General features: G+C 65.5%; 25 protein-coding genes. 14 read left to right on the top strand and 11 right to left on the bottom strand.

The genetic code is table 11. The features are described from left to right. Positions 1-90 precede the first annotated feature (90 nt). Both M4J40_RS03000 and M4J40_RS02995 read right to left on the bottom strand, forming a co-directional pair. Positions 91-756 carry an alpha/beta hydrolase gene (locus M4J40_RS03000; RefSeq protein WP_251751990.1) on the bottom strand — a complete coding sequence of 222 codons (666 nt, stop codon included), beginning with the start codon at positions 754-756 and terminating at the stop codon, positions 91-93. A 22-nt stretch (positions 757-778) separates the two neighbouring features. After that, positions 779-1,420, bottom strand: a complete 642-nt coding sequence (locus M4J40_RS02995) for a DNA-3-methyladenine glycosylase (protein ID WP_251751989.1) — start codon at positions 1,418-1,420, stop codon at positions 779-781. A gap of 100 nt (positions 1,421-1,520) precedes the next feature. Between M4J40_RS02995 and gluQRS the strand changes: the two genes are divergently transcribed. Both gluQRS and M4J40_RS02985 read left to right on the top strand, forming a co-directional pair. Then, positions 1,521-2,399, top strand: coding sequence for a tRNA glutamyl-Q(34) synthetase GluQRS (gene gluQRS, locus M4J40_RS02990; RefSeq protein ID WP_251751988.1), 879 nt, complete (start codon positions 1,521-1,523; stop codon positions 2,397-2,399). Between the two features lie 90 nt (positions 2,400-2,489). Continuing rightward, positions 2,490-3,602, top strand: coding sequence for a saccharopine dehydrogenase NADP-binding domain-containing protein (locus M4J40_RS02985; RefSeq protein WP_251751987.1), 1,113 nt, complete (start codon positions 2,490-2,492; stop codon positions 3,600-3,602). Between the two features lie 5 nt (positions 3,603-3,607). Here the strand turns inward: M4J40_RS02985 and M4J40_RS02980 are convergent, their stop codons facing one another. Further along, positions 3,608-4,123, bottom strand: a complete 516-nt coding sequence (locus M4J40_RS02980; RefSeq protein ID WP_251751986.1) for a hypothetical protein — start codon at positions 4,121-4,123, stop codon at positions 3,608-3,610. A gap of 94 nt (positions 4,124-4,217) precedes the next feature. Here M4J40_RS02980 and M4J40_RS02975 point away from each other — a divergent pair, with 94 nt between their 5' ends. The 4 genes from M4J40_RS02975 (at position 4,218) to metW (ending at position 7,502) form a co-directional block, all read left to right on the top strand. Next, positions 4,218-5,054: an AraC family transcriptional regulator gene (locus M4J40_RS02975; protein WP_251751984.1), complete on the top strand. Its 837-nt coding sequence runs from the start codon at positions 4,218-4,220 to the stop codon at positions 5,052-5,054. Positions 5,055-5,114: 60 nt separating this feature from the next. Beyond that, positions 5,115-5,534, top strand: a complete 420-nt coding sequence (locus tag M4J40_RS02970) for a hypothetical protein (RefSeq protein WP_251751982.1) — start codon at positions 5,115-5,117, stop codon at positions 5,532-5,534. A gap of 124 nt (positions 5,535-5,658) precedes the next feature. Then, positions 5,659-6,870, top strand: coding sequence for a homoserine O-acetyltransferase (locus M4J40_RS02965; protein WP_251752162.1), 1,212 nt, complete (start codon positions 5,659-5,661; stop codon positions 6,868-6,870). Continuing rightward, complete coding sequence (gene metW / locus M4J40_RS02960; RefSeq protein ID WP_251751980.1) at positions 6,867-7,502, top strand: methionine biosynthesis protein MetW; 636 nt, start codon at positions 6,867-6,869, stop codon at positions 7,500-7,502. Before M4J40_RS02965 ends, metW begins: the two co-directional genes overlap by 4 nt. A 7-nt stretch (positions 7,503-7,509) precedes the next feature. Here metW and M4J40_RS02955 read toward each other — a convergent pair whose 3' ends face one another. Next, positions 7,510-8,268, bottom strand: a complete 759-nt coding sequence (locus M4J40_RS02955; protein WP_251751979.1) for a class I SAM-dependent methyltransferase — start codon at positions 8,266-8,268, stop codon at positions 7,510-7,512. A gap of 107 nt (positions 8,269-8,375) precedes the next feature. Here M4J40_RS02955 and gloB point away from each other — a divergent pair, with 107 nt between their 5' ends. After that, positions 8,376-9,146 (top strand): hydroxyacylglutathione hydrolase, encoded by a 771-nt coding sequence (gloB, locus tag M4J40_RS02950; RefSeq protein ID WP_251751977.1) that lies wholly within the window; start codon positions 8,376-8,378, stop codon positions 9,144-9,146. Here gloB and M4J40_RS02945 read toward each other — a convergent pair. Beyond that, entirely contained in the window at positions 9,139-10,035 is an 897-nt protein-coding gene (locus tag M4J40_RS02945) for a DMT family transporter (protein WP_251751975.1), read from the bottom strand. The two genes, gloB and M4J40_RS02945, sit on opposite strands and share 8 nt — an antisense overlap. 147 nt (positions 10,036-10,182) lie before the next feature. Here M4J40_RS02945 and M4J40_RS02940 point away from each other — a divergent pair, with 147 nt between their 5' ends. Further along, a complete protein-coding gene (locus tag M4J40_RS02940) occupies positions 10,183-12,321 on the top strand; it encodes a bifunctional diguanylate cyclase/phosphodiesterase (RefSeq protein WP_251751973.1) in 2,139 nt (712 codons plus the stop codon). A gap of 72 nt (positions 12,322-12,393) precedes the next feature. On the opposite strand, the gene M4J40_RS02935 is transcribed toward M4J40_RS02940, so the two are convergent. Both M4J40_RS02935 and M4J40_RS02930 read right to left on the bottom strand, forming a co-directional pair. Then, the gene (locus M4J40_RS02935) at positions 12,394-12,951 is read right to left on the bottom strand and encodes an HNH endonuclease (RefSeq protein ID WP_251751971.1); all 558 of its coding nucleotides are present in this window, start codon (positions 12,949-12,951) and stop codon (positions 12,394-12,396) included. Between the two features lie 176 nt (positions 12,952-13,127). Further along, the gene (locus tag M4J40_RS02930; protein ID WP_251751969.1) at positions 13,128-13,985 is read right to left on the bottom strand and encodes an SDR family NAD(P)-dependent oxidoreductase; all 858 of its coding nucleotides are present in this window, start codon (positions 13,983-13,985) and stop codon (positions 13,128-13,130) included. Between the two features lie 103 nt (positions 13,986-14,088). On the opposite strand from M4J40_RS02930, the gene M4J40_RS02925 reads away from it, so the two are divergent. Both M4J40_RS02925 and ispG read left to right on the top strand, forming a co-directional pair. After that, entirely contained in the window at positions 14,089-14,607 is a 519-nt protein-coding gene (locus M4J40_RS02925) for a Fur family transcriptional regulator (protein WP_251751967.1), read from the top strand. A 7-nt stretch (positions 14,608-14,614) separates the two neighbouring features. Further along, a complete protein-coding gene (gene ispG / locus M4J40_RS02920) occupies positions 14,615-15,871 on the top strand; it encodes a flavodoxin-dependent (E)-4-hydroxy-3-methylbut-2-enyl-diphosphate synthase (protein ID WP_251751965.1) in 1,257 nt (418 codons plus the stop codon). A gap of 10 nt (positions 15,872-15,881) precedes the next feature. Here ispG and M4J40_RS02915 read toward each other — a convergent pair whose 3' ends face one another. After that, positions 15,882-16,808, bottom strand: coding sequence for a polyprenyl synthetase family protein (locus M4J40_RS02915; protein WP_251751964.1), 927 nt, complete (start codon positions 16,806-16,808; stop codon positions 15,882-15,884). Between the two features lie 76 nt (positions 16,809-16,884). Then, positions 16,885-17,388, bottom strand: coding sequence for an Lrp/AsnC ligand binding domain-containing protein (locus tag M4J40_RS02910; RefSeq protein ID WP_251751961.1), 504 nt, complete (start codon positions 17,386-17,388; stop codon positions 16,885-16,887). A gap of 172 nt (positions 17,389-17,560) precedes the next feature. Between M4J40_RS02910 and putA the strand changes: the two genes are divergently transcribed. The 3 genes from putA to rpmF all read left to right on the top strand — a co-directional run bounded on the left by putA (position 17,561) and on the right by rpmF (position 22,163). Then, positions 17,561-20,677: a bifunctional proline dehydrogenase/L-glutamate gamma-semialdehyde dehydrogenase PutA gene (gene putA, locus M4J40_RS02905; RefSeq protein WP_251751959.1), complete on the top strand. Its 3,117-nt coding sequence runs from the start codon at positions 17,561-17,563 to the stop codon at positions 20,675-20,677. A gap of 390 nt (positions 20,678-21,067) precedes the next feature. Then, complete coding sequence (mtgA, locus tag M4J40_RS02900) at positions 21,068-21,811, top strand: monofunctional biosynthetic peptidoglycan transglycosylase (RefSeq protein ID WP_251751958.1); 744 nt, start codon at positions 21,068-21,070, stop codon at positions 21,809-21,811. A gap of 169 nt (positions 21,812-21,980) precedes the next feature. Then, a complete protein-coding gene (gene rpmF, locus M4J40_RS02895) occupies positions 21,981-22,163 on the top strand; it encodes a 50S ribosomal protein L32 (protein ID WP_251729113.1) in 183 nt (60 codons plus the stop codon). Between the two features lie 94 nt (positions 22,164-22,257). Here the strand turns inward: rpmF and M4J40_RS02890 are convergent, their stop codons facing one another. Next, entirely contained in the window at positions 22,258-22,647 is a 390-nt protein-coding gene (locus M4J40_RS02890; RefSeq protein WP_251751956.1) for a hypothetical protein, read from the bottom strand. Between the two features lie 245 nt (positions 22,648-22,892). Here M4J40_RS02890 and M4J40_RS02885 point away from each other — a divergent pair, with 245 nt between their 5' ends. After that, positions 22,893-24,647: an EAL domain-containing protein gene (locus M4J40_RS02885; RefSeq protein WP_251751955.1), complete on the top strand. Its 1,755-nt coding sequence runs from the start codon at positions 22,893-22,895 to the stop codon at positions 24,645-24,647. Positions 24,648-24,652: 5 nt separating this feature from the next. Here the strand turns inward: M4J40_RS02885 and phaR are convergent, their stop codons facing one another. Beyond that, positions 24,653-25,219 carry a polyhydroxyalkanoate synthesis repressor PhaR gene (gene phaR, locus M4J40_RS02880; protein WP_251751954.1) on the bottom strand — a complete coding sequence of 189 codons (567 nt, stop codon included), beginning with the start codon at positions 25,217-25,219 and terminating at the stop codon, positions 24,653-24,655. Between the last annotated feature and the right edge of the window lie 234 nt (positions 25,220-25,453).

The raw sequence follows: 25,453 nt of genomic DNA, 5'->3' as shown, positions 1-25,453 counted from the left end.
CTCCTGGCAAAACCATCCTCCGCATGTTCGCGTAGTTAGGGAGGAGGCTCAATCCGTCAATGGGTGGCGACCGTCGTGATGCACAGATCGTCAGCGGCCGTCGGGAAGATCGATGCCGAGCGCTTCTGCGATGGTCCTGAGACCGAGAACGAGACCCATGCGATCGATGCCGTGGCCGAGGCCGGGCGAAAGATGCAGCGATACGGGAAGTCCGGCGGCGGTCAGCGCGGCGGCGGCGGTGCGGCTGCTTTCGACGGGCAGGACCTGATCGGCCGTGCCGTGGACGAGCAGCACCTTCGGTTTCGCCGAAATCTCGTCGAGATGATCTGCGCCGGCAAGATAGCCCGAGTAGCCGACGATCAGTGCCGGCTCCAGTTTGCGCCTCAGACCGACGTGCAGCGCCATCATGGTGCCCTGGCTGAAACCGACCAGCACGAGTCGGTCCGGCGAAACGCCCCAGCGCTCGAGTTCGGCGCCCAGGAAACGGTCGAGAGCCGGGCCGGCCGCGAGAACGCCGGTCCAGCGTTCCGCGTCGTCGCGCATGGTGAGCGGGAACCACTGGCGTCCGCCCGGCACCATCGGACAGGCTTCCGGCGCATGAGGCGAGACAAATGCGACGCCGGGCAGGAAGGGCGCCCAGCTCTCGGCGATATCGTAGAGATCCTCGCCGTTGGCGCCGTAGCCGTGCAGCAGGACGACAAGGGCGTCGGCCTTGCCATCAGCGGGGTCGAGGCGCGGACCGTCGATTTCGGCCATGGAAGTATCCTCCGGGATCAGGTTAGACCGGGAGGACGTTCCTGCCCTGTCGCATTGCCTTGTAATAGGCCCAAAGCAGCTTTGCCGCAACGCCGCGCCAGGGCGACCAAAGCTCTGATATCGCCCGTAATTCCTTCTCGCTGGGGCGCCCGTCCAACGCCAGCGCCTCGGCGGCCGCCACCTGAAGCGCCAGATCTCCAGCGGGCAGCACGTCGGCGTTGCGTGCGCAGAACAGCAGGAATATCTCGGCCGTCCAGCGGCCAATGCCATGGATGGCCGTCAGTTTCTCGGTTGCCACTTCGGGTGGTTCGTCGGCAAGTCCTTCGAGATCCAGGCCGTCGGCCGCCGCTTCGGCGAGAGCGTGCAGCGTCTTGACTTTGCCCCGCGACAGTCCGGCGGCGCGCAGCGCCTCCTCGTCCTGGCGGAGGTAGGCTTCGGCCGTCGCCGCGCCGAGCAGCGTCTCGAACCTGCTCCAGATGGCATCGGCGCTGGAGACCGACAATTGCTGTGCCACGACAATGCGGGCGATGCCTTCGAAGCCGGGCGGTCGATAGCGGATGTCGACCGGGCCGGCCGTGACCCTCACCGGCGCAAGGCGCGGATCGACGCGTTCGAGATAGTCGAGGCCCTCGATCATGTCGGCTTCCGTCAGGATGAGACGCATCCGGTTTCTCCTTCGACACGAGACTTCAGCATTCAAGACGTATACTGTTCGGCCCGTCAAAAGCCGGCAGCAGCGCCGGCCGTCCGCCGACAGCTGAGAGATGACCGCCTCCGTTTTCCGCTTCGCGCCTTCGCCCAACGGACCGCTGCATTTGGGCCACGCCCTGTCGGCACTTCTCAATGCCGATATGGCCGCCCAGAGTGGCGGCCGCATGCTGGTCCGCATCGAGGACGTCGATATCACCCGTGCCCGGCCGGAGCATGAGCGCGCCATTCTGGACGATCTCGACTGGTTGGGCATCGTCTACGAACGGCCCGTTCGTCGCCAGTCGGAGCACGCGGACGATTATGCGGCCGCCCTCGACCGGTTGAAGGGGTTGGGGCTCGTCTATCGCTCGTTTCTCAGTCGCGCGGAGATAGCCGAGGCGATCCGTTCGGAGGAGGTGCGCAGCGGTGAGCCGTGGCCTCGCGACCCTGACTGTGCTCCGCTCTATCCCAGCATCGACCGCGACCGGCTGGTCCAGGACGTGGCCGCGTGCGTCGCGGCCGGCCAGCCGCATGCCTGGCGGCTCGACATGGCCAAGGCGATTCATCTTGCCGGTTATCTCTCCTGGCAGGAGTTTGGCGACAGTCTCGATGGTCCGGGCATGATGGTGCCCGCCGATCCCGCAGCCTGGGGCGATGTTATGCTTGCGGGCAAGTTCACGCCCGCTGCCTACCACCTCGCCGTCGTGGTGGACGATGCGCTGCAGGGGGTGACCGATGTGGTGCGCGGCCACGATCTCTATTTCGCCACGGCGGTTCACCGCCTGTTGCAGACGCTTCTCGGGTTCCCTGAGCCGCGCTATCACCATCATCGACTGATCGTCGACGCCGATGGTCGCAAGCTGTCGAAGTCGAAGAAGTCGGAGGGCTTGTCCGCCTTGCGGGCCGCAGGCGCGACCGTGGCCGATATCCGGCGTATGGTTGGGCTGGATTGAAGGCCGGTCTAAGTAGTCATCCGTCTCGATGGTTCGGCGTGACGCGCTCACACTTTCCGCGAGCGACGACAACCGTCGGTGGGGGATTTCATGGCAAGGGCGACCATCGCCATTCTGGGCGGCGCGGGCAACACGGGGCGGCGTCTGGCGCGTCTGCTCGCGCGGACGGGTGACTACGATCTTCGTCTGATGGGACGCACCAAGGCGTCGGTGGACGACGCTGCCGCCCGTATCGCCGCCGAGACGGGGGCGACGCTGGTTGGTGTCCGTGCCGACAGTTCCGACCGCGCCGGCCTTCTGACGGCCTTGTCGGGCGCCGATCTGGTGGTGTCCGCGACCTCCTCGGCCGGCAACGCGCCGGTCGTCGCCAGTGCGGCGCTGACGCTCGGCATCGACTATTTCGACACTCACCTGTCGTCGTCGAGCAAGTGGCAGGCACTCAGGGCGATCGAGCCGGACATCCTCCGGCATGGGCTGCAGTTCGTCAGTGACGGCGGCTTTCACCCAGGATTGCCGGCCGCGATGATCCGGCGTCTCGCATCCACCGTCGATCTCACCCACGCTCCAGTCTATGCGAGCTTCAATGTCGACTGGTCGCGCTTGAGCTTCGGTGCTGGCGCTGCCGAGGATTTCGTGTGCGAACTGCGGGAGATGGACCCCAGCGCCTTCGTCGAGGGACGTTGGGTCCGGTCCTGGCGCAACGCCCGCGACTTCGACTTTGGCTCTCCGGTTGGGCGGCAGGGAACGATCGCCATGGGGATCGAGGAACTGCGCAACCTGCCCGATCGATTTCCTCACCTGAAGGAGACGGGCTTCTACATCGGGGGCTTCGGACCTATCATCGACTATGCGGTCTTGCCGGCGGCCATGCTGGCGGCCCTGCTGCCACCCCTGCGCCCGCTGGCCGCTGCGGGTTTCTTCGCGGCCCTGAAGCGCTGGACGCGCCGCGAGGAATGGACGGTGCTGGTGTGCGACGGTCGGGGCGTTCGCGAGGGAACGCCGACCACGGTTCGTCTCCGGGTCAGCCATGACGATCCTTATGAACTGACGGCCATCGCGGCGGCGGCATGCGTGAGGGAGATGGTCGGGGCAGAACGCCGTCCCGGCCTTCTGCCCCAAGGCCTTTATGTCGACCCCGAGATTTTCTTCCGTCATCTCGAGGCGATGGGGGCAGGCGTCAATGAGAACGCCAGGCCGGCCTGACCGGATCAACGGTGTCTTGTTGCGACGAAATCCTGCGCGAGCCGCCAGTCATCGTTTTCCTTGCGGTTCTCCCAAGTGAAGCGATCGTCGGTGATGTCATGGAAGCTCCAACGCATCGGATCTCCCGTGAGCGTCTCCAGGAGGATGCCGTCGCCGGAGCGGCGGCCGATGAAAGGAATGACTACTCCGCTTCTTGGCCCGATCCAGGTCGAACGCCACGCGGCAATGCCCGGATCGTAAAAGCGGATCGAGGTGCCATACTCATATGGGTCTGTGCCCGCGGCCCGTTCGGACGGACCGGGAACGATCCAAACGTCCTGAATGCCGCGCCCATCCAGCACACGGGCGAAATGCCATTCGCCGGTTTCGCGGCGACTGATGGCGCCTGCATGGTCGTACCAGGTGACAACCAGATCCCAGCTTCCGATAAGTGGATCGAACAGGCGTTGCTCCTCCGGGATGTCGGAAGAGGTGGCTTCGGAGATAAGGCTATCGGCAAAGGGGTGATTGAGCGATGGCATGAGCTGTTCCTTGATCGCAAAGAAATCTGGGGCGCGACTTCTCTAGGCTCCCATACCGTCGCCATGCTTGGGGAAAGTTGATATCGTGGCGATCATGCTGATCGAAAAAGATAAACCGGCTCCCGGAGAGCGTCTGGCAGCGGCTGGCGACGGCTGGCGCGCGGTGGAGGTCACTTGCGACGCGGGGCCGGCGGATCGCCCGTTCGAGGAGGCGCACGAAGATCTGTCGGTGTCGGCGGTGCTTGATGGCGTCTTCGCCTATCGCTCCGGCTTGGGGCGGGCGCTGATGACGCCCGGCTCGCTGCTGCTCGGCAATCCCGGAGGCGCCTATCGCTGCTCGCACGAGGTTTGCCGAGGGGACCGTTGCCTGGCCTTTCAGTTCTCAGCCGAACTCGTGGAGGAAACGGTGGCCGATTTTGGCGGGCTTCGCCGACCCGTCTTCTCTCGGCCGCGCCTGCCGCCGGTCGCGGAAAGAGCCGGAAGGCTTCACGCGGCTCGCCGGCTGGCCGGTGGCAAGCTGCCGGGGCTGGCCAGCGAGGCGTTAGCCCTCGATCTGCTTGGGGCTGCCTTTTCCAGCGAGGAGGGCGTGGAGCCGGCGGTGACATCGCGCGACGAGCGACGCATCGCCGCCGTACTCGACTACATGCATGCGCACCATGACGAGCGGCTTGGTCTTGGCGATCTGGCGAAGCTGGTCGGCCTTGGCCGCCATCAGTTCCTGAGGGTGTTTCGGCGCGTCGTCGGTCAGTCGCCACATGCCTACCTCATAGGGTATCGTCTGGCTCGGGCGGCGGTGGCACTCGATGCCGGCAGTGGCAGGGTGATCGACATAGCGCTGGACAACGGCTTTTCGGATCTGTCCGAGTTTACCCGTCGCTTCCGCGATGCTTTCGGGCGTCCTCCTGCTGCCTACCGAAACAAGGCTGGCTGAAGGGCGGTCTTGCATCCTCGGCATGCTTCGCGAATACTTGGGGTGATACGAGAACCGCCCATGCGCCCGTTTCAGATTTCCCTTGTTCTGGCTTTCCTCGCTGCTCCGGCCTTCGCCGCCGACGGCGTACCCGAGTATGCCGATCTTCTCGCCAACTGTGCCACCGCGAACAATGCCGCCTGTCCCGGCCAGCAGACTGCGCTCGCGCCGCAATGGCCGAAGGCGCTCGCCGGTGACATTCCTTCGCTGAGGAACTTCGCCTTCTGTATCGGCGATGGTTGCTATGGCGCCTTCAAGGTGGACCCGGTGCGGGCCTGCGCCCTTCGTATCGTCGTCGCTGCGATCGGCGAGCGGCCGGTTCCCGCCGACGACCGCGACAACTTCGAGAAGGCCTGCAACATGCTCGGCGAGGGAGACCAGCAGAGCGCCAAGGTACAGGCCCGGGATCTGGTTCGCGCCATTCGCCGGGGCTTGCGGTAGGCGAGGCTTCCGTTTGCCCGGATGCCGATTTTCTTGACATTTGATCTTCCCGTTCCGATAGCTAACCACCTTCGTGACGGCGGGCATAGCGTGTGCCGCGCGAAAGCCGGATAGTGACGTGACGATGCTGGACGCTCCCCTGACCGAGACCGATGCGCAGGCAAGCCTGCGCCGCAGCGAGGCCGATAATCCTTCGAGCCTCGTCATGCGTTTCGGCACGGATGCGCCGCTGACGCTCGATGCCGGCCCGGCGATCGCGCCTTGGCAGATCGCCTACCAGACTTATGGCGAGCTCAACGCCGACCGCTCCAATGCCATCCTGATCTGCCACGCGCTGACCGGCGACCAGCATGTCGCCAGCACCAACCCGGTGACCGGCAAGCCGGGCTGGTGGACGCTGATGGTCGGTCCAGGTCGGCCGATCGATACGAACCGCTTCTTCGTCATCTGCTCCAACGTGCTCGGCGGTTGTCTCGGCACCACCGGGCCAGCCAGTACCAACCCCGACACAGGCCGTCCCTATGGCCTCGATCTGCCGGTGGTGACCATTGCCGACATGGTCCGGGCGCAGGCCATGCTGGTCACCGGGCTCGGCATCGATCAGTTGTTCGCCGTGGTGGGCGGTTCCATGGGCGGCATGCAGGCGCTGCAATGGGCGGCGAGCTATCCGGAACGGGTGTTCTCGGTGGTGGCGATCGCCACCAGCTACCGCCATTCCTCGCAGAATATCGCCTTCCACGAGGTGGGGCGGCAGGCGGTGATGGCCGATCCCGACTGGTGCGGTGGCCGCTATCTCGAGGAGGGTCGCAACCCCAAGAAGGGCCTCGCCGTCGCGCGCATGGCCGCTCACATCACCTATATGTCCGACCGGTCGCTGCATCAGAAGTTCGGCCGCAACCTGCAGGATCGCGACGCGTTGGCCTTTGGCTTCGATGCCGACTTCCAGATCGAAAGCTACCTTCGCCATCAAGGCATGACGTTCGTCGACCGCTTTGACGCCAACTCTTATCTCTACGTCACCCGTGCCACCGACTATTTCGATCTTGGCGCCGATCATGGCGGCGTTCTGGCCAACGTCTTCAAGGGAACGAAGACTCGCTTCTGCGTGCTGTCGTTCACGTCCGACTGGCTGTATCCGACCTCGGAAAGCCGCGCCGTGGTGCATGCGCTCAATGCGGCGGGCGCTCCCGTCAGCTTCGTGGAGATCGAAAGCGATCGGGGGCACGACAGCTTCCTTCTCGACATTCCCGAACAGTTCCGCATCGTGCGCGGCTTCCTGACAGGCGCGGCGCGGGCGCGGGGCATAGCCGGGCCGGCGGCGGAGGAAGCACAATGACCGATCTCGCCGATCTCGCCTCGGACGTTCGCGTCGACCTTCGCCTGATCGCCGGGCTGATCGAACCGGGCTCGCGCGTGCTCGACATCGGCTGCGGCGACGGTGCGCTGCTGGAACTGCTGGAGCGGACGCGAGGCGTCGACGCGCGCGGCATCGAGATCAGCCAAGAAGGCGTCAACGCCGCCGTTTCGCGCGGCCTTTCCGTGATCCAGGGTGACGCCGACAGCGACCTTGTGCAGTATCCCGACCAGTCCTTCGACTATGTGGTGCTCAGCCACACCATCCAGGCGACGCGCAATGCTCGACGGGTCCTTGATGAGATGCTCCGCATCGGTCGGCGGGTCGTGGTGTCGCTGCCGAACTTTGGTCATCTCGACGTGCGCTTCCGCCTGATGTTCCTCGGGCGCATGCCGGTCAGCAAGCGTCTGCCCTACTCCTGGTACGACACGCCCAACATCCACTTCTGCACCATTCGCGACTTCGTCGAGCTGGCCAGGGATGTGGGGGCCAAGGTCGACCAGGCGATCGTTCTCGACGGTACCGGCAAGCGTCTGCCGTTCAGCCTGCCATGGATCGTCTGGAACCTTCTCGGGGCGCAGGCGGTGTTCCTGCTGTCGCGCGAAGACCGCTAGCGAGTCGTCAGCCGGACGGACCGGTGCGGTGCGGGCTCGGCAAACCGGCGGGCGAGGGCAGCAATACGGGCCGGATGGCCGGCGAGCGGACGCGGCGGATTACCGGCACGCCCTGATGCAGGTGCTTGGCCGCCTCCACCAGGATGACACCGGCGAAGGCCGGCCACAGGCGCGCGCCGATCGCCTCCCAGCGGGCGCTGGCGTGCATGAAGTGGCGACGGGGCACCGGCATCACATAAAGCGCTTCGTCCCAAGCGGTGGGCGAAAAGGACGTTTCGCGCAATAGCTTGGTGATCTGGCCGCGCGAAAAGGGGCGGCCATACCCGAAGGGCGAGGTATCGACGCGGGCCCACAGGCCGCGCCGGTTGGGCACCACCGCCAGCACCCGGCCGCCGGGCGACAATACCCGCCAGGCTTCCTTGAGCAGTTCGGCCGGGTCGTTGGCCATTTCGAGCGCATGGACGATCAGCAGCCGATCGATTGACGCATCGGGGAGTGGCAGCATGTCATCACAGACCAGGGCCGAGGCGGAGGGGCCGCCGGCCGGCCAGTTGACCGCGCCCTGCGCGGCCGGCATCAGCGCCAGCGTGCGGTCGGCCTCCTCGCGAAAGGGCGCGAGATAGGGGGTCGCAAATCCGAGCCCGGCCAATCGGTCGCCGGAGACGCTCGGCCAGATTTTCCGGAAATGATCGGTGAGGATCGGCCGGATGACGTGGCCGAGATCGCTCGAATAGAAGTCCCTGAGGTCGACAACGTCCAGAAACATGCGTGGCTCCGGGGCGCCCTTGCCCTTTCCGCCATATTGATCGACTGTGGCCCTATCGCAATGGCAACCGCCGTCTTTTTTCGCGACGGTGGTAAGGGAGGCTCCCGATGGTTCCGAAGATCGACGTCATCGCCTGTCTCAGCGACAACTACGCCTATCTTCTCCGCGACGAGGAAAGCGGTGCCGCAGTGGTGATCGATGCCCCGGAGGCGGCGCCGATCCTCAAGGCCGTCGAAGCGTCGGGCGGCCGGCTCGACGCTCTTCTCCTAACCCACCATCATCACGACCATATCGAAGGCGTCGCTGCGATCGTCGAACGCACCGGCGCGCAGCTCGTTGGCGCGGTTGCCGATGTCCATCGCCTGCCGCCGCTCGACCGGGCGATGGCAGACGGCGAGATCTTCTCCATCGGTCCGCTCGATTTCCGGGTGATCGCCACCCCCGGACATACGCTCGGTCATATCGCCTACCATGCGCCCGAAGCGCGGGCGCTGTTTTCCGGCGATACGCTGTTTTCTCTCGGTTGCGGTCGCCTGTTCGAGGGCAGCGCGGCCGACATGTGGGACTCTCTTCTTCGTCTCGCGGCGCTGCCGACGGAAACGGCCATCTATCCTGGTCACGAGTACACGGCGTCGAACGGTCGTTTCGCGCTGGCGGTCGATCCCGACAACACGGCGCTTGTCGAACGGCTCGCTGACGTGGAAGCGCTTCGCGCCGCAGGCCGTCCGACGGTGCCCGTGACGCTCGGTCGGGAGCTTCTTACCAATCCATTCCTGAGAGCTGGCGATCCCCGGCTGGCAGAAAGACTGGGATTGTCCGGGCGGCCTGCCGTTGACGTGTTCGCCGAGTTGCGCAAGCGGAAGGATTCTTTCAGGTGACGGCTCGCTTGGCGACCCACTGCCGGAAGGGCAGCGAGTCCCAGGCCGCGACGATGGCGCCGAGAGTGACGAGAACGCAGGCAATCGCGGTCGTCAAACCCAGCATTCCGTAGCCGGTGAGCGTGAGAAGCAGGGTCGACAGCACCGGCGTCGCGTAGGCGGCGGTGCCGATGAGCTGGATGTTTCCATGCTTGACGCCATGGTCCCAGACGAAAAAGGCAAGGCCGACCGGGAAGGCGCCGAGCAGCGCCACCATCGACCACTCCATGGCTGACGACGGCAGGATCGTTTCCTCGAAAGCGGCGTGGCAGAGAAGGCTCAGGACGGCGGCGGCAAGGCAGAAGCCGGCGACGGCTTCCGAAGGGACGCTGGCGAAGCGGCGCGAGATGACCGAATAACTGGCCCAGACAACGGCGGCGAGGAACGCGGCGAGGTATCCGAAGGCGTATCCGCCGTCGAGTGCCAGGGAGTGGCCGGCCGTCACCAGAAGCGCCGCGCCGAGAAAGCCCAGGACCACGCCGGCGAAGTGATGGGGGCGGAGCCGCTCGCCAGGCAGAAGGCCCGAGAAGAGTACGATCAGGAGTGGCCAGAGATAGTTGATGAGACCCGCCTCGACCAGCGGCGCCGTACGCAGGGCCGTAAAGTAGAGGGCGTGGTAGCCGAAGAGCCCGAGGGTTCCCACGATCCAAACCCTGAGGGGTTGTTTCAAAACGACGGTGTGCCCCCTGGCAATCAGCCAAATGATGGCGATCGAGCCGGAAAGCCCCAAACAGAAGGCGTTCAGGAGGAAGGGCGGCACGGCTCCCGAACCGCCCGTAAAGACGCCGAGCGTCGACCACATGAGGATTGCGGTGAGGCCTACCATGGTCGCGCGGGTGCGGTTCGGCATTATTTCCCCGGCTTTCCCGGCATTTCCGCATCGCCTTCCGAAGGCGATCGAGCGGATCTGTGTTTTCCCTGAGGATGCCGGATCAGTTTGCGAGCCTTTAACGGTATCGCGCTAATCTTCGCAAGATAGAACCGACGGATCGTTGCCTTGTTTTTCGCCAATCGTCGCTGGATGGAGTTTGTCTTTGGCGTGGTCGTACCGACCGCGTTGACGGCGCTTGCCGCTGCCGCGGTGGTTTATCTCGCCATGGCGCGCATGGCGGCGGAGGTGAACGACATCGACCGGCGTGGCGTTGCGCGCGTGGTCGATGTTCTCAAGGACGATGCGCAGACCCGGATGGGCCTTGCCGCCACCGAGTTCGCCGTCTGGAACGCCGGTGCCCTGTCTGAAGGGAATCCCGGCCTTCTGAGCGACGACGCCGTTCTCCCCGTCATGGATGGTCGTGTTTTCGATACGTTGTCGATTGTCGATGCCGAGGGCATACCGGTACGCACCTATCATGCGGGACGAATGGTCGGGCCGGACGGGATCGGGATCAGCCGGGCCGATGTCGCCGCTCTGGTTGCCATCGCGAGCCAGAACGTGGGTCGGCCGACGTCCGGCTTCATCCAGTCGCGTCTTGGCCCGCTCGTGGTCGGGCTGCATGAAATCGAGGCTCGCGCCGGGGCTTCGTCGTCGGCCGCTTCTCCACACTACCTTCTCGTCGGTCGCTCAATGACCGAGGCCCAGTTCGTGGCCATGGCCGACGCGCTCGGCGTTCGACATCTGATTTTCGGCCCGGCGATTGTCGGGGAGGATGTCGTGCCCCTGGTCTCGGCGTCGGGGGTTGTCCTCGGATCAATCGGCTGGGAACCGCGCGTTTCCGGTACCGAGGCAATGGAACGCGCCCGCCTGCCGGTGCTTGCGGTGCTTTTCCTGTTGTTCGTGGTGATGGGCGTGCTGGTCGTAACCATCTGGAAGATGATGAGCGGCCTTCGCCAGGACGAAACGACGGCTCGTCACGCGGCGAGCCACGACCCTCTGTCCGGCTTGCCGAACCGCGCCTCCTTCAATCAGCGGCTCGCCGCCGCCTACGCGGGGCCGAGCCATCCGATCGCCGTCTTGTTCGCTGACCTGGACGGTTTCAAGGAGGTGAACGACACCTATGGCCACGACGTCGGTGACCGGCTGATCCGGGCGACAGCGGCGGGTTTCCGTACTCTGGTTGGCGACAACGGGGTACTGGCGCGGCTCGGCGGCGACGAGTTTGCCGTGGTTGTCGAAGGGGGGCAGGCAATCGAACGGGCGCGCGCCCTCGGCGACAGCTTTGTCGAATTTCTCGATGAGGCGTTCGATTTCGAGGGGCGCATGGTGAAGGTCGGCTGCTCGGTCGGCGTCGCCGCGGATATCGAAGGCGAGCTCACCCCTGGCGAGTTGGTGCGGCGGGCCGACGTTGCCATGTATGTCGCCAAGGCTGGTGGCAAGAACCGTGTCGACCTCTACAGCGCCGACATGGATGCCGATCGTCAGGCACGGGCGGCTCTGGCGGCCGAACTGCGCGAGGCGGTGGCGAACGATGGCCTCCAGGTGCATTATCAGCCGGTCGTCTCGGCGAAGACCGGCGGCATCTCCGCCGTCGAGGCGCTGGTTCGCTGGATCCGTCCTGCCGGCCCGGTCAGCCCGGTGGTGTTCCTTGCCGTCGCCGAGGAAGCGGGGATGAGCGACCTGATCGGCACTTATGTGTTGCGCCGAGTCGCCCGCGATGCCCGTGCCTTCGGCGACCTCAAGATGGTCGTCAACGTGTTTGCCGCTCAGTTCCGTGACCCCGGCTTCCCAGATGCTCTCGGAACCATTCTGAAGGCGGCGGGAATGTCTCCGGAACGGCTCGAGCTCGACATTACCGAAAGCTTCCTCGCCTCCGAGCCGGAGAGGGCGCGCCGGAGCGTCGAGGCCTTGCATGCGCTCGGCGTGTCAGTGGCGCTCGACGATTTCGGTACCGGCTTCTCGTCGGTGGCCTATCTGCGCCGGTTTGCCTTCGACAAGGTGAAGATCGATCGGTCCGTGGTGATCGACGTCATCCGCGATCCGGCGTCGCAGAGCCTCGTCCAGGCGGCGGTTGCCCTGGCGGAAACGCTGGGTGCCGAGGTGACGGCCGAAGGCATCGAGATGGCAGAGGAGGCCGAAGCTCTGAAGCAGGCCGGCTGCCACGAGTTGCAAGGATACTATTTTGGCGCGCCGACGGTCCGGTCGGAAATTCTGCGCCGAATCTCCCGGGAACGACAGGCCGTCGGGCAGTTGAGGGCCTAGAGCACCCGCCGATCAGGTAGAATCAACCTGATCGAAAAGCGGCTGCTCCAGCGAATGCTCTGGCCGCTTGTTTCAGGGGTCGAGTTCGACATCCCAGTAGAGAAAGTCCAGCCAGCTCTCATGAAGGTGGTTGGGCGGAAACAGTCGGCCGTTGTTGTGAAGGTCGTGCACGGTGGGGGCGAACGGCTTGCCGGAGAGCGTCATGCCCACTTCCGATACCGTCTTGTCGGCCTTCTTGAGGTTGCAGGGCGAGCAGGCGGCGACGACGTTTTCCCACGTGGTCTGGCCGCCCTTGGAGCGCGGGATCAGGTGGTCGAAGGTCAGGTCCTCGCGGCTGCCGCAGTACTGGCACTCGAAGCGGTCGCGCAGAAAGACGTTGAATCGAGTGAAAGCCGGCTGGCGCGACGGCTTGACAAATGTTTTCAGCGAAACGACCGATGGCAGGTGGAACTCGAAGCTCGGGCTGCGCACCAGCACGTCGTATTCGGAAACGATATTGACCCGGTCGAGGAAGACCGCCTTGATCGCATCCTGCCAGGACCAGAGCGACAAGGGGAAATAACTCAGCGGGCGGTAGTCCGCGTTCAACACCAGCGCCGGGTGTGCGTCCGGCGAGACGGCGATCGTCACCTCACGCTCTCCTTCACCGAGGCAGGCATCCAATCCCACCCCACGCAAGGGATACTCTACGCCGATGATGTCGCTGATGTGAAGCTGAAAGCCAAGGTTTTCCGCCCGTTTCGCAGGCAATGCCTCGCGCAGGTTTCGTCCGACCTATCGGCTTGCCAAATCTTTGCCTTCATTGATCAATTACCCGCCTTGGCGGCGCGGTGCAGTAAGCCGACGAACCAGGAAGCAGGAAGGAGATGTTTGGCGATGGCGGCGCCCTTGGTGAGCCAGGTCACCCGGTAGTAGGGGCGCGGCCGCTCTGATTCGCAGGCGTGGACGAGGCAATCCACCACGGCCTCGGGCGGTTTGCGGAAGAAGGATGCCTCGGGCGGGCGCTGCATGTCGGCGAGGCGCTGCCGGTAGCCTTCGGCATTGGCGGATCCCTCGACGTCGACGTTGTCGTGGAACTTTTTCATGGCCGTCGAGGAGAAGTTGGTGGCGATCGGTCCCGGCTGGATGGTTGCAACGTGGATGCCGGCATCGATCAGTTCCAGCCGCCAACTGTCGGCAAGCCCCTCGATGGCGTGCTTGGAAGCGTTGTAGGCGCCACGATAAGGCATCGACAGGAAACCGAGGATCGACGAGCACATGACGATGCGCCCGGCACCGGCCTGGCGCATGGCCGGGATGAGGCGGCGGGTGAGGTCGTGCCAGCCGAGCACGTTGACCTCGAAGACATGTCGCAGCACCTCGGTCGAGAGATCTTCGAGAGCGCCGGGCTGGCCATAGGCGCCATTGTTGTAGAGGGCGCCAAGCCGGCCGCCGGTCGCTTCGAGCACCGCGTCGGCGGTGGCGGCGATCGAGGCGGGATCGGCATAATCCATGAGAAGCGGCGTGACGCCGGCAATGTGGGCGAGCCTCTGCCGGTCCTCGTCGCGGCGCACCGTCGCAAACACCCGCCAGCCGCGCCCGGCCAGGATGGTCGCGGCGGCAAGGCCGATGCCCGAGGAGGCGCCGGTGATGAGGATGCTGCGGTCGACGGCTGGAAAGCGCATGGCTGGCCTCTGGCTGGCAAAGACGATCCGGTCAGAACGACAATCAGTCTTTCTCCGGAGGACGTGGCCGACTATATACTGTCCCTGACGCTTGGAGAGAACCTTGCTCGACGATTCCGACCACGACCATCAAGCCTGCCGCAGCCGCGCCGTCGCGCGCGCCGAGGAACGCTGCCGCGATGAGGGGTTGCGTCTCACCGAACAGCGTCGACAGGTGCTGGAGGCGATGCTGGAAAGCCACGCGCCGGTATCGGCCTACGAGATCATGGATCGCATCGCCGAGACGGCGCGGCGGCCGAGCCCGATTTCGGTTTATCGCGCCCTCGATTTCCTGGTGGCCCATCGGTTTGCCCATCGGATCGAGAGCCGCAATGCCTTCCTCGCCTGCATCGAGGAGCATGGGCATGCCACGTCCGCCCCTGAGGCGCCGCTGGTTTTCCTGCTCTGCGAGGGCTGCGGATCGGCGACCGAGGCGGAACCGGCCGAACTCGGCGGCTTGCTCTCCCGCATCGCGGCGGCCGAAGGCTTCGCGCCATCGGCGTCGGTCCTGGAAATTCGCGGCCTCTGTGCCGCCTGCCAGTCGGGCGAACGCCATCACGACCACTCGCACAGCCACAGTTGAGGATTGCATGCCCAGTTCGTTCGGTCCGGCGCCGCGCCGCCGCTCGGTTCCCGTCGTCGTCGGCAAGGTGACCATCGGTGGCGATGCGCCGGTGGTCGTGCAGTCCATGACCAACACCGACACCGCTGACGTCGACGCCACGGTGGCGCAGGTGATGGCGCTCGCGCGGGCCGGCTCCGAACTCGTGCGCATCACCGTCGACCGCGACGAGAGCGCCGCCGCCGTGCCGCGCATCCGCGAGCGGCTCGATCGCGTCGGTGTCGACGTCCCGCTGATCGGTGATTTCCACTTCATCGGTCATCGGCTCCTCGCCGATTTTCCGGCTTGTGCCGAGGCGCTTGCCAAATACCGCATCAACCCCGGCAACGTCGGTGTCCGCGCCAAGCGCGACCGGCACTTCAGCGACATCGTCGAGATCGCCGCCCGCAACGGCAAGGCGGTGCGGATCGGCGTCAACTGGGGCTCGCTCGACCAGGAGTTGGCGACGCGCCTGATGGACGAGAACAAGGCGAAGGGCTCGCCTATGACCGCGCAGGAAGTGATGCGCGAGGCCATGGTGCAATCGGCCCTGCTGTCGGCCGCCCGCGCCGAGGAGATCGGCCTGCCCCGTGATCGGATCGTTCTGTCGGCCAAGGTCAGCCAGGTACAGGACCTCATCGCCGTTTATGGAGAACTGGCCTCGCGCGGCGACTATGCGCTGCATCTCGGCCTCACCGAGGCCGGCATGGGCACCAAGGGCGTCGTGGCCTCGTCGGCCTCGATGGGCTACCTGCTGCAGCATGGCATCGGCGATACCATCCGCGTATCTCTGACGCCGGAACCCGGTGGCGATCGCACGCGCGAAGTGGTGGTCGCCCAGGAACTCCTTCAGGTCATGGGATTCCGTAGCTTCGTTCCGATCGTCGCCGCCTGTCCCGGATGCGGCCGCACCACGTCCACGGTGTTCCAGGAACTTGCCAAGACCATTCAAGACCAGATCCGCGACGCCATGCCGGAGTGGCGCCAGCGCTACCCCGGCGTCGAGGCGCTGCAGGTGGCGGTGATGGGCTGCATCGTCAATGGGCCGGGCGAATCCAAGCACGCCGACATCGGTATTTCCCTTCCGGGCACCGGTGAGAACCCGGCGGCGCCGGTGTTCATCGACGGGCAGAAAGCGGCAACGCTACGTGGCCCATCCATCGCCCGCGATTTTCAGTCTCTGGTGCTCGACTATATCGAGCAGCGGTTCGGCGACGGCGCCAATCGCAAGCCGGCGGCAGAGTAAGGCGCCAGGTCTAGCGCCGCCTCTCGGCGACGAAGCGAGCGGCGGCGGCCAGCGTTTCGGACCGCGCGCCCCATGGGGTGAGCAGGTCCGTCGCCTCGGCGACGAGACGCTCGAGCTCGGCGCGAACCGCATCGATGCCGAGACGGGCCACCAGCGTGCCCTTGCCGTGGGCGGCGTCCTTGGCGACGGCCTTGCCCATCTCGCTTTGTGTGGCGGTGACGTCGAGAAGATCGTCGGCGAGCTGGAAGGCGAGGCCGAGTATCTCGCCGAAGCGCGCGAAGCGGCGCACTTCGTCTTCCGTGGCACCGCCGAGCCGAGCCCCCATCACCGTCGCGGCGCGGATCAGCGCGCCGGTCTTCATGGCCTGCAGCTTGCGAATGTCGGCTTCGTCGGGGGTGGCCCCCTCCCCGAAGCGCCCTTCGGCTGCCAGATCCAGCATCTGGCCGCCGACCATCCCGCCGAGACCGCCGGCGCGGGCGAGATCGAGCACAAGGGCCGCGCGCACTGCCGGATTGGCATGGCAGGCGCTGTCGGCCAGCAGGTCGAAGGCCAGCGTCAGGAGAGCGTCGCCGGCGAGAATCGCCGTTGCTTCGTCATAGGCGACATGCACGGTTGGGCGGCCACGCCGCAGCGTATCGTCGTCCATGGCCGGCAGGTCGTCATGGACCAGGGAATAGCAGTGCAGGCACTCGACGGCCGCTGCCGCCGGCATCAGGGCCTCCACGGTCAGGTCGGGATTGAGAAGGCGGGCGATCTCGCTGAGCAGGAAGGGCCTGAGGCGTTTGCCGCCGGCAAGCACGGCGTGTCGCATGGCCGCAAGGAGACGGGCTGGCCGGGCGAGCTCGCCGGGCCAGGGAGCCGGTTCGAGACGTACCGCGAGACCGGCCTCCAGCTTGGAAGCGAAGTCGGAAAGGGCAGTTTCGAAGGCGACGGTCATCGGTGCTCCGATCGGTCAAGAGGCGGTCGCTGTGGTAGCGCCGGCCTCTCTCTCCGGTCAAGGCAGTGAAAACGTATCATATCGGCAGGACGGTGGTGTTCTTCACCTCTTCCATCACCGGGTAGGTGTGCGTTTCCCGCACGCCCGGTAGCGTCATCAGTACCTCGGACAGGAACTCGCGGTAGGCCTCCATGTCGCGGACACGGGCCTTGACAAGGTAATCGAAGCCGCCGGCGATCAGATGGCACTCGAGCACCTCCGGCGCTTTCTTGACGGCGGCGGCGAAGGTGGTGAACACCTCGGGATTCATGCGGTCGAGCTTGATCTCGACGAAGACCAGCAGGCCACGTTGAAGATGGAGGGGGTCGAGGCGTGCTGTATAGCCGAGAATGAATCCGTCGCGTGACAGTCGTTTGACGCGTTCGGCGGTGGCCGTCGCAGACATGCCTATCTTTTCGGCCAGTTCCAGGTTGGTGATCCGGCCGTCTTCCTGAAGCGCTGCGAGAATTCGGCGGTCGATACGGTCGAGCCCGGGAATATCCTGGCTACGATGAGAACGGTCAGCCCCTGCTGTCGCCATTGCAAGCCCCTAAGCCCGATCGATCCGCAAGTTTCACGGTAACAAACGGTTCATTCCGCGAATAGTCCGGATTCTATACCTCAATAAGGAGAGTGTCACCGAAAGCCTGCTGCTATCCTGCGGAATATAAACAAAAGCCGCCGTTTCAAGGTGGCAACCTTCCGGAGATCAGATGTCTGCAGTTCTTTCCGAGCCCCACCGGGCTCCGTGTTTCTCGTCGCCCTATGCGGAAGACGAAGCGGAGGTGGTCCGGCGTCTCCTGGCAGCGCGACCCGAGAGTCCCGAGGCGCGGGCGCGTGTTGATGCGCATGCCAGCCATCTCATCACCGCCATTCGCGATGGCAAGTCGGCGATCGGCGGTGTCGAGGACTTTCTGAAGGCCTACTCGCTGACGACGCGCGAGGGCCTCGCCATCATGGTAATGGCCGAAGCGCTGCTGCGTGTGCCCGATGGCGCCACCGCCGACAAGCTGATCGAGGACAAGCTGGCCTCGGCCGCCTTTGGCTTCCACGGCAAGGGCGAGGATCCCTGGCTGGTGGCCGCCTCCGGTTGGGCTCTCGGCGTCACGACGCGGGTGCTGCAGCCCGGCGAGACGCCGGAGAACGTCATCACCGGTCTCGTCAAGCGGCTGGGCATGCCGCCGGTGCGCGCTGCCACGCGGCAGGCGATGAAGATCATGGGGCATCAGTTCGTGCTGGGCACCTCGATCGAGGCGGCCCTGTCACGTGCTCGTGGTCTGGCCGGCAAAGGCTATCGCCATTCCTATGACATGCTGGGCGAGGGCGCCCGCACGGCAGCGGACGCGACCCGCTACTTTGCCGACTATAGCAAGGCGATCGAGGCGATCGGCCGCTCTGCCGGTTCCGAGGCGCTGCCGGCCCGGCCGGGCATTTCGGTGAAGCTGTCGGCGCTGCATCCGCGCTACGAGGCGCTGAACGCCGAGCGCGTGATGGCCGAACTGGTGCCGAAGCTTCTGGAGCTGTCGCGGGCGGCGAAGGCTCACGATCTCAACCTGACGGTCGATGCAGAGGAGGCGGATCGGCTGAAGCTGTCGCTCGACGTCATCGCCGCCGTTGCCGCCGATCCGTCTCTGGCCGGCTGGGACGGCTTCGGGCTTGCCGTGCAGGCCTACCAGAAGCGGGCGCCGGCGGTGATCGACTACATGATCGACCTCGCCGGGAGCCTGAACCGCCGGTTCATGGTGCGTCTCGTCAAGGGGGCCTATTGGGACACCGAGATGAAGCGGGGGCAGGAGCGGGGTCTTGACGACTATCCGCTCTTCACCCGCAAGGCTTCGACGGACCTTTCCTATCTCGTTTGCGCCGACAAGCTGCTGCGCGCCCGCCCGGGACTCTATCCGCAGTTCGCGACGCACAATGCCCTGACGGTGGCCGAGGTGTCGGAGATCGCCGGTGCCGATCGTCATTTCGAGTTCCAGCGCCTGCACGGCATGGGCGACACGCTCTACCGCGAAGTAACCGAGAAGGGCGGCCAGCCCTGCCGCATCTACGCGCCCGTCGGCGGCCACAAGGACCTTCTCGCCTATCTCGTTCGCCGACTCCTGGAGAACGGCGCCAACTCATCCTTCGTCGCTGCCGTCGGCGACACCAAAGTGGAGATCTCGACCTTGCTGAAGCGTCCCGCCGACGTGCTGGATGGCGGCGATCGCGCCCGTCACGCCCGCATTCCGCTGCCTGCCGATCTGTTCGGTGCCCGCCGCAACTCGCGCGGGGTGGAACTGGCCGACGAACAGGCGCTCGAGCCGTTGCTGGCGGCCATCGCGGCGGCAGGGAGCGACTTCGGCACCGCCGCCTCGATCATAGATGGCGCCGATGTTGCCGGTTCGCCGCGCGCCCTCCTGTCGCCGGTGGATGGCAAGACGGAGATTGGCAAAGCTCTCGATGCCGATGCCCAGATCGCCGCGAAGGCAGTTGCTTCGACTTCCGCCGGCTTCCGGCAGTGGTCCGAAACGCCTGTCGAGATCCGCGCCTCGGCGCTCGAACGGGTGGCCGATCTTCTCGAGGATCGGCTTCCCGCCTTCCTTGCCGTGCTCGGCCTCGAAGCCGGCAAGACGCTGGCCGATGGCATCGCCGAGGTGCGCGAGGCGGTCGATTTCTGCCGTTATTACGCGGCCGAGGCCCGACGACTGTTTGCCTCGCCCATTGCCATGCCCGGGCCGACCGGCGAGGAGAACCGACTGGCCTACCGTGGCCGGGGCGTGTTTGCGGCCATCGCGCCGTGGAACTTCCCGCTTGCCATCTTCATGGGGCAGACGGTCGCAGCGCTCGCCGCCGGTAATGCCGTGGTGGCGAAGCCCGCCGAGCAGACCCCGCTCACCGGAGCCATGGCAGTGCGGTTGCTGCACGAGGCGGGGGTGCCGGTTTCGGCGCTAGCCCTTCTGGTCGGCGACGGAACGGCCGGAGCCGCGCTGACCGCCGACCCGCGCATCGCCGGTGTCGCCTTCACCGGTTCGACCGATACCGCCTTCGCCATCAACAGGGCGCTGGCAGCCAAACGCGGGCCGATCGTACCGTTGATCGCCGAGACCGGTGGGCTCAATGCCATGATCGTCGACGCCACCGCGCTGGGTGAGCAAGTGACCGACGACGTCATCACCTCGGCCTTCCGCTCCGCTGGCCAGCGCTGCTCGGCGCTGCGGTTGCTTTTCGTCCAGGATGATGTCGCCGACCACATGATCGACCTCGTCAAGGGCGCTGCGGCCGAACTCAAGGTCGGCGATCCGCGACGGCCGGATACCGACGTTGGGCCGATCATCGATCGCGAGCAGGTGGAGAAGCTCGCCGTTCATGTGGCGGCATGGCAGGGCAAGGGCAGCGTGCTGTTGTCGGGTGACGTGCCGGACGGAGCGCTGGCCGGGGGAACCTACTTCGCGCCGACGATCATCGAACTGCCCGAAGCGGCGGCTCTGGATCGCGAGGTGTTCGGTCCGGTGTTGCATGTCGTCCGCTACAAGGCGAAGGACCTCGACAAGATCATCGAGGATATCGCGGCGAGCGGCTACGGCCTGACCTTGGGCATTCACTCGCGCATCGAGGCGACGGTGAAGCGCATCGTCGAGCGACTTCCGGTCGGCAACGTCTACGTCAACCGGAACATGATCGGCGCGGTGGTCGGCTCCCAGCCGTTCGGTGGCTCTGGTCTGTCGGGAACCGGCCCCAAGGCGGGGGGTCCCAACTACCTCACCCGGTTTGCCCTGGAACAGGTGGTGTCGATCAACACGGCGGCGGCTGGTGGCAATGCGACGCTGGTTGCCATGGGCGACGACTAATCACGGATAAAGCAGGGGGCGGGGGCCGGGGAGAGATCCCCGGCCTTTTCCATGTCCGCCGACCGAGCGGGATTTCGCAAAAAAAACAGGCCGGGGTTACCGGCCTGAGTTCTGGGAGGAAAGCTGGAGTGCCACGGTGGATCAGGAGGAAGATCCAGACGGAAGACCGACAAAGCAGCGCTCACAAGTCGAAGGTCTCATGTTGCCTTAAATCGCGCCATGTCAAATTTCGGGCATGTCTGTATAAAATGCGGGCATGTGCCGCTTTGGGTAGCTGTCTTGTGCGCCGTTTGCCGGGCATGGCCTGTCGGGCGGGCGGGAAACGGCGTTCCCTCGTTTGCCGGCCCGGCGCGGTTGGGTTATGAGGAAGCGGACAGGCGCGGGTGGGGCATGAGCGATCTCAGCGAGGCTGTGGCCGAGGGTGAGGCGGTAGCGGACGACGAGGGGGCGGCGGCTGTGAGGCGATCTGGTTGGCGGATCTGGCTCAAACGGCTGTCGGTCGCGGCGGCGGTGCTCGTCATCATGCCCTTTGTCATGACGCCACTCTACATTTTCGTTCGGCCGGTATCGACGCTGATGATCGGCGACCTCCTCACCTTTCAGGGCTACAGTCGCCAGTGGGTCGATCTCGACGACATCGCGCCGAGCATGAGGCAGGCCGTGGTGATGAGCGAGGACGGCCAGTTCTGCTTTCACGACGGTGTGGATTGGGAGCAGCTTCGTTCGGTGCTGAGCCGCAGTGGCGGTCCCAATCGCGGGGCGAGCACCATCACGATGCAGACGGTAAAGAACGTCTTCCTGTGGCCGTCGCGTTCCTATATTCGCAAGGGCCTCGAAATCCCGCTCGCCCTTTATGCCGATCTCATCTGGTCGAAGCGCCGGACCCTGGAGATCTACCTCAATATCGCCGAGCTCGGCCCCAATGTTTACGGTGTCGAGGCCGCGGCGCAATATTACTTCAAGAAGCCGGCGTCCAAGCTGAGCCGGCGAGAGGCGGCGCTGATCGCCGCAGCGCTTCCCAATCCGACCGTCCGCAACCCTCTGAAGCCCAGTCGGGCGCAGAAGACCCTGGCGCGGATCATCGAGCGCCGCGTCAGCCAGTCTGGCGCTTACGTCGACTGCCTGAAGTCGTGATCGCCGCCCATCGGGATTGCGACGGAGAGACGCACTTTTTTCCGGGCAGGCACTGGCAAAGTGGCGCGTCAGTCTGTATAAGGCCGCATCTTTAGGAACGAGCGCCCGCGCGCCCGAATGGTGGACCATTGCGGTTCTCTCTTCCGAGCGGGCGATGGAGTAGAAGACAATGGCAGTTCCCAAGCGAAAGACCTCGCCGTCCAGGCGTGGCATGCGTCGGTCCGCCGATGCCCTGAAGCAGCCGACCTACGTCGAGGACAAGACCTCGGGTGAGCTGCGTCGCCCCCATCACGTCGACCTCAAGACCGGCATGTACCGCGGTCGCCAGATCCTGGCCCCCAAGGAAGCCTGATGAGATAGACCTGCTCGGCCGTCGATGGCGGCCGGGGTCGACTTGAAAAGAGCCGGTGCATTGCGCCGGCCTTTTTGTTTTTGGGGATATCGGATCAGTACTCGGCGACGCCGAAGAAGCCTGGCTCGAGGTCGGTGACGCGGCGGTAGCCGTCGCGATAGAGCGCGTCGGCGCGGGCGACGACTTGCGAAGCGTCGCGGCGGACGCGGCGTTCGCCGGTGCTGGCATCGCCAAGGCCCAGGGCGGCGAGTTGGGCGACGAAGGGGGACGATGCGGCGTTGCTCGCCGACGTCGCGGTGGAGCGGTGACCGCCTTCGCTTCTGGTTTCGGCGTGAAGGTCGATGAGGGCGAGGTGCCGCTGGTTGTTGCTGTCGGCAGAGGCGCGCTCCGCCGCTTCGACGTAACGACCGGAAGCGCGGCGGGGCGCCCTTTCGAGGCTTTGACCGCCGGCGATTCCGCCGATGGAGCCTACCGATCCGATCATGGTCGCGGGCCTTTCAGAAGTTGTGCCGTTGCGGCACACGTCAACTCGACTCGAGGTATGCCGAGCAAACGGCGCGCCAGACCTTCAGAATGGTTAAGAAAGAATTAATACGCAAGATCGGTTTCGGAAAAAGAACCGATGGCGTCTTCATTTCCCGCGTGGATCGCTGACGGGCGAAACAAAAACGCGGTTCACGTGGCGGGAGTGTTGCGGTAGGTGTTCCAAAACGGCGAGGACGGCGGCAGATGGATGACGATCTCGTTTCATCGGACGGACAAAGGCCGGCCAGCGGCGGCGGCATCGGCGCGGCGATGGCGGCGGCTGGCATGGCCGCCTACGATCACGACTACGCCGAGGATCGCTTGCGCTGGTCGTCGAATGCCGGCGAGGTGCTGGATCTGCCTGCCTACGAGGTGCCGCTCTCGGGCCGTTCGCTCCACCGTCTGATCGGGCCGCAGGCGGAGACATTGCGGCTAGCGGCGACACCGCCTCCCGTGCTGCCGGAAGATCGCGTCGGCCCCGACTATCGGCTCGTCTACGATCTGATGCCGCGCGGCGGGAAGCCGCTGGGCATCCGCATAGAGGAGAGCGGCAGTTGGTATGGCCCGGCTGGGCAACCGGCCGTCGGAGCGCATGGCGTCGTCCGCGTCCTGCCGAGGGATACCGAAACGGCCGCGCCGGTTCGTCTCTACGGCCCGGACCGCCGGCTCGATCGCGACGAACTGCTGCAAAGCCTCGATGATCGGCTGAAGCTGCTGGAGACGGAAGGCGGTTCGGCGGTGTTCCTGATCATTGCCGTGCTCGATATTGGCCGTATCAACGCCAACTTCGGCTACGAGGCCGGCGATCGGGTGATCGATGTCGCTGGTGGACGCATCCTGCGCCGTATGCGACAGGGCGACGTGTTCGGTTCGTTTTCGGGCCACAAGTTCGGCGCTATCCTCAACGATTGCGACGAGCACGCGCTGATCATCGCCGCCGAACGCTTCCGCGATGCCGTCCGTGACGAGGCGATCGATTGCGACGGCGCCGCCGTTCGCGCCGACGTCGCCATTGGTGCGGTGATGCTGCCGCACCACGCCCTGTCCGGCGCCATGGCCGCCAACCGGGCGGAAGAGGCGCTCGGCGACGCCCGGCGCGATGTCGACCGCCATCTCACTCTTTATGAGCCCTCGGCTGCCCGCGACGCGCTGCGTCGTCGCAACGTCGAAGTCGCCGAGACCATCCAGCGGGGGCTTGCCGAGGACCGTTTCGTACTGGCCTACCAGCCGATCGCCTCGGCCGCAGACCGGACAATCATTTCCTACGAGGCGCTCAGTCGACTGGTCCTGCCATCGGAAGAGATCGTCTCCGGCGGCCCCTATGTGGAGGCGGCGGAAAAGCTCGGCTTCATCCGTCGGCTCGACATGCGGGCGCTGACGCTGGTGATGGCCGACCTCCAGGCCTCGCCAGAGCTGAGGCTCTCCGTCAACGTGTCGCCGGAAACGCTGGCGGACCCGGCCTGGCTCAGCATGCTGGTGGCCGGTGCCCGACGCGATGGCGACGCGCTCAGGCGTCTGACCATCGAGATAACGGAGACGGCGGCCTTGTCGCGCATGGACGACCTTCGGCACATGGTCGCCACGGTACGCGATATCGGCTGCCGCATCGCCATCGACGACTTCGGCTCGGGACATACCTCGCTTCGGATGCTGCGCGACATCAAGCCGGACTGGTTGAAGATCGACGGTGCCTTCATTCGCGATATCGGACACGACGCCGACGCCGTCGTGTTCGTCAGGGCGCTGACCACGCTGGCCGGGCACTTCGGCATCCGCACCGTCGCCGAGTTCGTGCAGGACGAAGCTTCGGCGACCCTGCTCGCCGAGCTGGGCATTACGGCCTTCCAGGGTCGGTTGATCGGGGAGCCGCGCCTGCGGGCCGGCCCGGGCACCACGGTGCTGGATGGTCTCGATGACGACGGCTGGCTTCGCGGTCCTGTTGTCGTCGCGCCGGCCTGACCGGTCTATTCGGTTTCCGGCGCCAGCCGGTCGAGCCGCCGGCGCATGGCTTCCAGCTCGTCGCGCAGTGCGTCGATGTCGGAGGCTCGGCTTTCGGCTGGGGGCGCCGGTTCATCGGGGCCTTCGCCGGGAAGGGCGGCGCGAACGGCTCTCTCGAAGGACTCGGCGTTGAGGCGGACCTGCTCGCCCAGCTTTTCGCTGAGGGCGGGGGCGCCCAGCGCCTCGCCGGCGATGCCGCGCATCTTGCCCTGTTCGCGGGCGAACTGGCCGATGGAATACTCGAGGAAGGCCGGCACCATGGCCTGCAACTCGTCGCCATAGAAGCGGATGAGCTGACGCAGGAAGTTGACGGGCAGAAGATGAGGCCCGCGCGTCTCCTCCTCGAGAATGATCTGGGTCAGCACCTCGTGGGTAATGTCCTGATCGCTTCGAGCGTCGATCACCACGAAGTCGACATTGGCGCGGACCATGGCGGCGAGGTCCTGCAAGGTGACGTAGCTGGACGTGCCCGTATCGTAGAGACGGCGGTTGGCGTATTTCCGGATGACGGTACCCTGCCTCGTCCTGGACATCGGAAGCCCCTTGCCGCGTCGCCGCGCTCCATCGCGGCTTAGCCAGCATATGGGCAATGACGCGGTGCAGCCAAGTCTTTTGCTCCGCACTTATTCGATTTTGCAGTGCGGCAGAACGCTTCACCCAACGGATAGCCGGAGAAAGGTGCCAAAGGCCGAAAGGACTGGTATTGTATAAACTTGTACCGGCTTCCGGAGCGGGAACGCGGTGCATGCCCAACGGGCATCGAGGGA

Source organism: Pleomorphomonas sp. JP5, assembly GCF_023721815.1.
In the GTDB taxonomy this organism is placed as follows: domain Bacteria; phylum Pseudomonadota; class Alphaproteobacteria; order Rhizobiales; family Pleomorphomonadaceae; genus Pleomorphomonas.
This window is presented reverse-complemented; position numbering and strand designations above follow the sequence as displayed.